This window comes from Pseudomonadota bacterium (assembly GCA_039196715.1).
GTDB lineage: Bacteria > Pseudomonadota > Gammaproteobacteria > CALCKW01 > CALCKW01 > CALCKW01.
On sequence record JBCCUP010000047.1, the window covers coordinates 26032 to 35641 of the forward strand.

The window sequence follows — 9610 nt, forward strand, 5'->3', positions numbered from 1 at the left end:
TCAACAGTGTCTGTGCTGGGCGGGCACTGGCGGGGTATGGCCAGCAGGCAGCCCGCAAGTTTAACCTGCAACAGCGCGCTGGCAACGCGCGCTGTTGCGCATCCCGACCATCGGGCCACGAGCGGTCCACACAGAACCCGGAGCAGGCGTCCGCATGAACACCGACCTCAACGTCCGACAGCTCACCACACCCGCTGACCAGCGCAACACGGCTACCCCCATGACTGCAGACCAATCCCCCGCCGACAAACTTTCGGCGCTGTTGAGCGCGTCATCCCTGTCCACGGGCGCCGAACCCCTGGCAGACGCCATCCGCTGGACATCGGCGGGTCTCACGCACACCGGCTACGTGCGCCAAGCCAACGAGGACGCGTTCCTGGACCACCGGGAGCAAGGCGTGTGGGCCGTTGCGGACGGCATGGGCGGACACTGGGGCGGATCGCTCGCAAGCCAGACCGTCATCGACAACCTCGTGGATTTCGTGCGCGCAGACGACCTCGCGGAAAATGTCGCCAGTCTGGAGCAACGCCTGCACCACGCACACCGTCAATGCACGGAGCGCGCGGGCCCCAAACGCAGCATGGGCAGCACCGCAGCGGTGGTGTTTGCGCACGACCCCTTCTGCTTCTTCCTCTGGGTCGGCGACAGCCGCATCTACCGCGTCAGGGACGGCGAGATCGAGCGTATTTCGCGCGATCACAGCGTGGTCGAGCAGTTGGTCCGCGACGGCAAGATCACCGAGATGGAGGCCCGCCACCACCCGTCGGGCAACGTCATCACACGCGCTGTCGGCGTGAGCTCACAGCTCGATGTCGAAGTTGAATTCGCCACAACGCGCCCGGGTGACACTTTCCTGATCTGCAGCGATGGCCTCTACCGTCACGTCGAGGACGCCGAGATGGCGCGGGCGCTGGCCGACGGCGACCTCGACCACGCGCTGTCCGAGCTGCTGCGCCTCGCGCTCACGCGCGGTGGCACGGACAACATCAGCATGGTCGCGACGCGGGCCGAGTACTACCACTGACACCGAGCCGAGGCGCGCCGCCGCCGACGCACCTCGCCCTCGCCTAAGCCGCGACCTCGTCCGCGCGGGCACGCGTGAAGACGATACCGCTCTCGTCCGCCGACACGGTCACCGAGTCGCCGCTGGCGAAGTCCGATGCGAGCAAGCGCTCGGCCAGTTCGTTCTCGATGTGCGTCTGGATCGCCCGACGCAACGGCCGCGCACCGTAGACGGGGTCAAAGCCGGCTTCGGCGAGCAGGTCCAGCGCTTCGTCCTCGAACACCAAGGTGATCTGTTGCTCCGCCAGGCGGTCCACCAGCACCTGCAATTGCAAGGTCGCAATGGCCTTGAGTGCACTGCGGCCCAAGCCGTGAAACACCACCAGATCGTCGATCCGGTTGATGAACTCGGGCCTGAACACCCCCTGCACCTCCCGCAACACCGCCGCCTTCATGCCGTCGTGGTTGAGTTCGTCGGCTCGTGCCTGAATGACATCGCTGCCGATGTTGGAGGTCATCACGATGACGGTGTTGGCAAAGTCGACAGTGCGCCCGTGGCTGTCGGTCAGCCGGCCGTCGTCCAACACCTGTAGCAGCACGTTGAACACATCCGGGTGTGCTTTCTCCACCTCGTCGAGCAACACCACGGAATAGGGTTTGCGCCGAACCGCTTCAGTCAACTGGCCGCCAGTCTCGTAGCCGACATAGCCCGGCGGCGCGCCGATCAACCTCGCCACGGCGTGTTTCTCCATGTACTCCGACATGTCGATCCGAACCAGTGCGTCAGCGCTGTCGAACAGGAAGGCCGCGAGCTGCTTGCAGAGCTCCGTCTTGCCGACACCGGTCGGCCCGAGGAACAGGAAACTGCCGTTCGGCCGCGACGGGTCGGACAGGCCTGCCCGGGCACGCCGGATGGCGTTCGACACCGAAACCACCGCTTCCTGTTGACCGATCACGGCCTCACCGAGCACGGACTCCATACGCAGCAGTTTGTCCCGCTCGCCCTCGAGCATGCGGGACACCGGCACACCGGTCCAGCGGGAGATCACCTCGGCGATCTCCTCGTCGCCCACTTGGTTTCGAAGCAGCGTGAAGGTCTGCGTGTCCGCATTCTCGCTGGCCTTGAGCTGTTGCTCGAGTTCCGGAATCGTACCGTATTGCAACTCTGACATTCGTTGAAGGTCGCTGGCTCGCCGTGCCGCGTCGAACTCCAGTCGCGCCGCTTCGAGTTGTTCCTTGATCTGGCTAGCGCCCTGCACCGCGGCTTTCTCGCTGCGCCAGGTTTCCTCGAGGTCAGCGAAGGCCCGTTCCTGCTCACCGAGCTCCGTTTCGAGTTCGTCGAGCCGGCGCTTGGTGGCGTCGTCTTCCTCGCGCTTGAGCGCCTCGCGCTGCATCTGCAACTGAATGATGCGGCGTTGCAAGCGGTCCATCGATTCGGGCATGGAGTCGATCTCCATGCGGATCCGACTGGCGGCCTCGTCCACGAGGTCGATCGCCTTGTCAGGGAGCTGGCGGCCGCTGATGTAGCGGTGTGAGAGCGTCGCCGCTGCAACCAGTGCGGGGTCGGTGATGGTCACACCGTGGTGCAACTCGTAGCGTTCCTTCAAGCCGCGCAGGATGGCAATGGTGTCCTCAACGGAGGGCTGGTCAACCAGCACGGTTTGGAAGCGCCGTTCGAGTGCCGCGTCCTTTTCAATGTGTTCCCGGTACTCGTCCAGCGTCGTCGCACCGATACAGCGCAGCTCACCGCGCGCCAGCGCCGGTTTCAGCATGTTGCCCGCATCGAGCGAGCCCTCGGCCTTGCCCGCGCCCACCAGCGTGTGCAGTTCGTCGACAAAGAGCACGATCTGACCGTCCTGACTGGACAGGTCCTTCAGCACGGCCTTCAGGCGCTCCTCGAAATCGCCGCGGAATTTTGCCCCGGCGAGCAGTGCACCGAGGTCGAGCGACAACACACGCTTGCCTGCCAGGCCCTCGGGCACCTCGCCGTTGACAATCCGTTGTGCGAGCCCTTCGACGATGGCGGTTTTACCCACACCGGGCTCACCAATGAACACCGGGTTGTTCTTGGTTCGGCGCTGCAAGACCTGAATCGCCCGACGGATTTCCTCGTCGCGACCGATCACGGGGTCGAGCTTGCCTTCCTCCGCCTGCGCCGTGAGGTCCACGGTGTACTTGTCGAGTGCCTGGCGCGTGTCTTCAGCGTTCGCGTCGGACACGGCTTCGCCGCCACGCAGGCGCGAGACCACCTGTTCGACGGTCTCGAGCTTGGCGCCGTGCGCGAGCAGCACCTCAGCAGCGGGGTCACGGGCGATCTTCAACAGTGCCAAGAGGAACAATTCACTGGCAATGAACTGATCACCGTTCTCCTGGGCCAACTTGTCTGCGCCGTTGAGCACCCTGCCGAGCGCCTGTGAGGCACGGATATCAACCCCGTCCCCCGAGACACTGGCGAGTCGCGCCAGTCGTTGATCGACGTCGCGCTGAAGTGCGACCACGTCGACGCCGGATTGCAACAGCACCTGACGCACACCACCGTCTGACTGCGACAGGAAGGCCGCCAGCACATGCAGGGGTTCAATGAACTGGTGATCCCGGCCCACCGCGAGCGACTGGGCGTCCGACAACGCGCCTTGGAACCGGGCCGTCAATTTGTCTATTCGCATCGAAGCTGACCTCGTTTTACGCGATTCTGATGACGACAGATATGGGGTCGACCGCCCCCCCTTCAAGCCCGTTGCGAACTCAGTCCAACCAGATCAGCGCCGCCATCCGACCGGTCTCACCGCGGTCTCGCCGGTGTGAGAAAAAGTGCTCCGGCTCGGCGACCGTGCAGCGGTCGCCGCCGCTCACCTGGGCGACACCGGCGCGCACCAGGCGTGCACGTGCCAGCCCTGCGAGATCGGCAAACCACCGCTCCGGACGCTCACCCGGGCGAAAGTGCGCGGCATCCGCCGGCATGGCGTCGCAGAACACCTCGCGCACCTCCGACCCGACTTCGAAGGCGTTCGGCCCTATTGCAGGCCCGAGCCAGGCGATGACACCGTCGGTGTCGACCGGCATCGAATTCAACGTGCGCTCGAGTACACCGGCTGCGAGCCCGCGCCAACCCGCGTGCGCCGCGGCCACACAGTCGCCGCCTTGCGACGCAAACAACACCGGCAGACAGTCGGCAGCGAGTGCCGCCAACACCACACGGTCGTCGGCCGTCCAGCTTGCGTCGGCGTCGGTCTCGGCCACGGTATCACCCGCGTTCACGCAGCGGGTGCCGTGAACCTGGTGCAGCCAGACGGGCTCGGCCGGCAGGCCGGCGAGATCGCGCAACCGTGCCCGGTTTGCGCTCGCTGCGGGGTCGCCGACGTAGATGCCCAGGTTGAACGAGTCGAACGGCGCGGCACTGAGCCCCCCGTGTCGTGTGGTCATGATCGCCTTGACGCGCGACGGGGCCAACCATGTCGGCGTGAAAAAACCCGAAGTCACCGGTGCACCGCCGTGTCCGCCGCGAGGGCGTCGACCAGCCGCCGCATGTCATCCGGCAGTGCGCTCTGCCAGCTGTGGGTTGCTGCGTCAGCCGGGTGCACCAGGCTCAGCTCCACCGCATGCAGTGCCTGGCGCGGGAAATCACGCAGGCGGTCGATCAACTCGGTCGACGCCCCGGCCGGCACACGCAATCGACCGCCATAGACGGGGTCGCCAACGAGCGGCAACCGCTGGTGCGCCATGTGCACGCGTATCTGGTGGGTGCGACCGGTTTCCAGGCTTACGTCGAGCACGGTGTGGGCGCGAAAGCGCTCAGCCACGCGGTAGTGCGTCACCGCAGGGCGCCCACCCGCCCGCACGGCCATGCGTTTGCGGTCGACAGGGTGACGCCCGATGGGCGCATCCACCGTACCGCCGGCCACCGGCGTGCCGACGACGACAGCCTGGTAGCGACGCCGGACGGTGCGCGCCTGGAGCTGCTCGGTCAGGCTGGCAAAGGCACGCGCGGAGCGCGCCACAACGAAGAGACCCGTGGTGTCCTTGTCCAGGCGGTGGACGATGCCGGCGCGCGGCAGCGTGCGCAACGCCGGGTCGAGCGCAAGCAGGCCGTTGAGCACCGTGCCTCGAGGCGCACCGGGTGCAGGGTGCATCACCAGGCCCGCCGGTTTGTCGATGACAAAGAGGTCCGCATCCTGGTGGACAACCTGGAGCTTTACCGCGGCATCGGCCTCCTCGTCCAGGGCGACGTCGGAACCCACGGGCAATTCGACGCGCTCGCCGCCCAGCACGCGCACCTTGCGGTCGGCCACCACACCGTCAAGGATGACCTCACCCTGACGAATCAACCGCTGAACCTGGCTACGCGACAGCCCGGATAGGCCAGCGAGTACCACGTCGAGCCGCTCCCCGGATGCCGTGTCGGGCAGGCTGACGCACAGGCGGTCGGGTGTCGACTTGGGAGCGGACATGGGTGCGGCGCGGTGGCATATACTTGGCTGCATTGTATCTGCCAGCGGTCCTTTCTATGCAACGCTCAACACTCGGTGTGTGGCTCGCCGCCGTGGTCCTGCTCAGCGCGTGCGCGTCCTCGCCCGACTCGACCGAACCGGATCGCTCGCTCAGTGCAGACGCGTTGTACGAGGCCGCCCGCGACGCACTCAAGCGCGGCGACACGGCGGCCGCACTGGTGTCGCTGGAAACCCTGCAGGTGCGGTACCCGCAGGACCCGCACGCGGTGCAAGCGCAGCTCGACATCATCCTGGCCTACTACCAACGCGAAGACTACGACTTCGCGATCACGGCGGCGGAGCAGTTTCGGAAGTTCAACCCGGGCAGCCCGCACGGGGCGTACGCACTCTACATGGTGGGTCGCAGTGAGGCCGCCAAACTCGACGGTCTGTTCGACCTTTACGTCCCGCGCGACTTCGCCGACTACGATCAGCGCGTCCAGACGGCGGCACTGCAAGCGTTCCAGGGCGTGTTTCGTCAGTACCCGAATAGCCCCTGGGCCGACGACGCGCGCGACCGCAGCAACGAAATTGTCGAAACCAGCGCGCGCCACGAGCTCAAAACCGCGCAGTACTACTTCGACCGCGGTGCCTACGTCGGCGCCGTGAATCGGGTCAGTGCGCTGCTCTCGCTCTACCCGGATTCCGCCTACACGGTCGACGGTCTGGTCATTCTGCACGACAGCTACCGGGCCCAGGGCCTCGGCGAGCAGGCCGACGCCGTGCGTGCGCTGATCGCGACCGCCGACCCCGATCACTCACTCGCCAGCGACTGAGCGCGCCAGCACCCGGCCTTCGCCACCAGCCGGCCTGCCGGGTGTCACGGGGCAACCGAGACCTGAGCCGCCTGGCAGCCGCGGGCACCGGATTTGCACCCACAGGGAATGCCCCCGTCCACGCCGCCCCCGTCGCATTCGAGTCCGGCTCAGTCGCCAACGCCGCAGGACTGGCAGGTGCTGCGGACGCTCTGCTGGTTCCGGCTGCTGCTCTGCGTCGCCCTGTTTTACGCGTTGCCGCAGCCCGACCTGTTCACCCTGTTCAGCACCCCATCGGGCACCCCGTTCCTTGCGATCAACTCGCTCTATATCGTGATCAGCCTGGTGCTGCCGGTGCTGCTGTGGCGCCGGTGGCCGGGTTTCTCGACACAGGTCAGCGCGCACGTGTTCAGCGACCTGCTGGTGATCGGGCTGCTGGTGCTTTCGGTCGAAGGTCTGACCCAGACGGTCGCCAGCCTGCTCTGCATCCCGGTTGCCGAAGCCGTGTTGTTGCGGCGCAGTCGGCTGCTCTACCCGGTCGCGGGTGTCGCAACCGCACTGGTCGTGACAACCGACGTCGTGCACGGTCAGCTGCTGACCAAATACCCTGCCACGTTTGCGCTGTCCCTGGCCTTCGTTGCCGTGGCCTACCTCGGCACCGTGCACCTGCGTCGCATCGGCCAGGCGGACGACGCCCTGCGCGCCCAGCACCGCGAACTGTCGTCGATGACCCACCTTGCCGAGGAAATACTCGACGCCTCGACACAGGGCATGGTGGTGCTCGACAACCGGGATCGCGTGCGCTTCGTCAACGCGACCGCGATGATGTTGCTCGAACGCCACCACGTCGACCTGCCCATCGAGCTCACGCAGTTCGACAGCCGTTTGCACGACGCCATCAGCACCCGTGCGGATGTCGTGAACGACGAGAGCCGATCGCTGAGCCTGCGACTGCACACCAGCCCGCTGCGCGATGGCAACACCCTGGTGGCGTTGATGGACATGCGCGAGATCGAGGCCATGACCGAGCAAAGCCGCCTGGCCTCACTCGGCCGTTGGAGCGCCAGTGTGGCGCACGAGATACGCAACCCGTTGAGCGCGATATCGCAAGCCGTGCAGCTGCTGCGGGACGACGACTGCGCGCTGCCGCGCGCGCAGATCGTCGAGATCATGGAGCGCAACACCCTGCGCATCGATGCGGTGGTGCGCGACGTGCTGACGCTCAGCCGCCCGGTCGCGGCGGACCGCTACGCGCATTTCGACACCTGGGTCGCTGAGTTCCATTCCGAGTTTCAGGCGACGCACCCCGAGGCAGCGTTGACGGTGACGGGGCAGTTCGATGCACCCGCGCTGATCGCGGGCGACGAAAAACGCCTTTTTCACATCGTGAACAACCTGTGCGAAAACGCGCTGATACACGGTGCCGACAACACCGTGCACCTGGCGCTGTCGAGCGCGACCGACGCCGTGGGCGTGATGCACACGCTCACGGTGTCCAACCGGGGAGCGCCGCTGGATCCCGCACAAACGTCACGCATGTTCGAGCCGTTCTTCACCACCGCGGTGGGCGGCAGTGGCCTTGGCCTGTATGTGGTGCGCGAATTGTGTGACCAACTGGGCTTCTCGCTGGCCTACGACTACCGCGACGGGGTGCACCACCTGAGCGTGCTCGCCCCGGACGCCCAACACGCCACAGGCATCGCCGCATGAGCAAGACCCTGTTGATCCTCGAAGACGAGCCGGACATCCGCGAACTGCTGGCCATCGCGCTGGAGAGCGCGGAGCTGCACTGTGAGCTGGCGAGTCACCTGTCAGACGCCAAGTCGCTGGTTACCCGCTTGAAACCCGATTTCATCCTGACCGACATCCGGCTGCCCGACGGCAGCGGGCTCGATCTGTTGAGTTTTGCCCGCGAACACGCTCCGAACACCCCGTGTGCCGTGTTGACCGCCTACGGTGACATGGAGAGCGCTGTCACAGCCTTGCGTGCGGGCGCGGTGGACTACCTCACCAAACCGGTGGACATGCGCGCACTGAAGCGCCTGTTGAAAGAGACGTTGGCCGAGTCGCCACGCACTCCCGAGCGCCCTGCACCCGCTGCGGCGCCGACACCGCCATGCGACGCCGCCAACGGCGATGTGCTGACCGAGGACAAACTGCCCTTGCTCGAAGCACTGGAAGCCACTCGCTGGAACAAACGCGCCGCGGCCGAACGGCTCGGCCTGAGCTACCGCCAGTTCCGCTACCGTCTGCAGAAGCACAACATTCAGTGAGACCCATCGGCCGACCAGGCAAAAGTTGCAGGATGTGACCACGAATTGCCGAGCTTTTTGTCACATGTTGACAATCGCGCCGTAAAAAAAGTGTCCATCGGACCCAATGCGCCGGACAGCAATCCGATAACATATTGTTTTTATTGTACAAATATCACGATACCCCATTGTGGCACATGGGCTGCTGATTCAGAGGCAATCGGATTCAAAGAATTTCATTTGGACCGATAACCTGAGTGTGCAACAGCACTCAACCCCAACTATCAGGAATCGTGAACATGAAACTCAACAAAGGTTTTACCCTTATCGAACTGATGATCGTCATCGCGATCATCGGCATCCTCGCCGCCATCGCTGTGCCCCAGTACGCACAGTACACGCGCCGTGCGGCTTACTCTGAGATCAAGCTCGCCTCAACACCGATCAAGTCGGCTGTTGAGGTCTGCTACCAGCGTCACGGTAGTGCCGCGCCTGGCTTCTGTAACGCTGCGGTCGCAGCAGCTGCACAGCCGGCCCAGATCACTGAGACCATGGAAACTCGTGCTGCTACAGGTGCTCGTGTCGGTGCAGTCGCGCTGGACAACGCTGGTGGCAACCCGCAGATCACTGTCACGCCCGCAGGCGGTGAAGGCATCGTGGCCGGTGACGTGTTCATCCTGACCGGTCAAGCCACCGTTGATGCGGCCACGGGTGATGCGTTCATCACCAACTGGGTTGAGAGCGGCCAGGGCTGCGACCAAGGCTACTGCTAAGTCGCAAGAGCGTGCTTGGGAACCCGTGTTCTCATAGCGCTCCTTTCAAGAGCCGGAGGGACTACCCTCCGGCTTTTCTCTCATTCAACGGCTCCGTACCTCTATGAGACAGCTCAAAGAAAGGCCAGGAAGGGTTCAAACGGGATTTACGCTGATTGAACTGATGATTGTGATTGCCATCATTGGCATCCTTGCTGCCGTTGCGACACCGATGTATCTCACACATCTGCGGCAGTCAATCTACGTCGAAGTTACCCAGGGTGCGAAGTTGGCAAAGTCGGCGCTGGAGACCTGCGTGTATTTCGAAAACGACTTGGACCGGTGTGTCACAACGGTCCAAG

The 9610-nt window shown here is 64.8% G+C and carries 9 protein-coding genes; 6 read left to right on the top strand and 3 right to left on the bottom strand.

Annotation, left to right across the window (positions count from 1 at the left end):
• Positions 1-154: 154 nt before the first annotated feature.
• Complete coding sequence (locus AAGA11_15300; protein ID MEM9604232.1) at positions 155-1024, top strand: protein phosphatase 2C domain-containing protein; 870 nt, start codon at positions 155-157, stop codon at positions 1022-1024.
• Positions 1025-1067: 43 nt separating this feature from the next.
• Here AAGA11_15300 and clpB read toward each other — a convergent pair whose 3' ends face one another.
• The 3 genes from clpB to rluD all read right to left on the bottom strand — a co-directional run bounded on the left by clpB (position 1068) and on the right by rluD (position 5450).
• On the bottom strand, positions 1068-3668 hold the full coding sequence (gene clpB, locus AAGA11_15305; protein MEM9604233.1) for an ATP-dependent chaperone ClpB: 2601 nt from the start codon (positions 3666-3668) through the stop codon (positions 1068-1070).
• A 79-nt stretch (positions 3669-3747) separates the two neighbouring features.
• On the bottom strand, positions 3748-4425 hold the full coding sequence (gene pgeF, locus AAGA11_15310; protein ID MEM9604234.1) for a peptidoglycan editing factor PgeF: 678 nt from the start codon (positions 4423-4425) through the stop codon (positions 3748-3750).
• A 53-nt stretch (positions 4426-4478) separates the two neighbouring features.
• On the bottom strand, positions 4479-5450 hold the full coding sequence (gene rluD, locus AAGA11_15315) for a 23S rRNA pseudouridine(1911/1915/1917) synthase RluD (GenBank protein ID MEM9604235.1): 972 nt from the start codon (positions 5448-5450) through the stop codon (positions 4479-4481).
• A 56-nt stretch (positions 5451-5506) separates the two neighbouring features.
• On the opposite strand from rluD, the gene AAGA11_15320 reads away from it, so the two are divergent.
• From AAGA11_15320 to AAGA11_15340, 5 genes are all read left to right on the top strand, one after another.
• A complete protein-coding gene (locus AAGA11_15320) occupies positions 5507-6265 on the top strand; it encodes an outer membrane protein assembly factor BamD (GenBank protein ID MEM9604236.1) in 759 nt (252 codons plus the stop codon).
• A gap of 177 nt (positions 6266-6442) precedes the next feature.
• The gene (locus tag AAGA11_15325; protein ID MEM9604237.1) at positions 6443-7954 is read left to right on the top strand and encodes a HAMP domain-containing sensor histidine kinase; all 1512 of its coding nucleotides are present in this window, start codon (positions 6443-6445) and stop codon (positions 7952-7954) included.
• On the top strand, positions 7951-8517 hold the full coding sequence (locus AAGA11_15330; GenBank protein ID MEM9604238.1) for a response regulator: 567 nt from the start codon (positions 7951-7953) through the stop codon (positions 8515-8517). The genes AAGA11_15325 and AAGA11_15330 overlap by 4 nt, the downstream gene beginning before the upstream one ends.
• Before the next feature lie 278 nt (positions 8518-8795).
• Entirely contained in the window at positions 8796-9269 is a 474-nt protein-coding gene (locus tag AAGA11_15335; protein ID MEM9604239.1) for a prepilin-type N-terminal cleavage/methylation domain-containing protein, read from the top strand.
• A 103-nt stretch (positions 9270-9372) separates the two neighbouring features.
• Positions 9373-9610 (top strand): prepilin-type N-terminal cleavage/methylation domain-containing protein (locus AAGA11_15340; GenBank protein ID MEM9604240.1); only part of this gene is annotated, 238 nt, incomplete at its 3' end.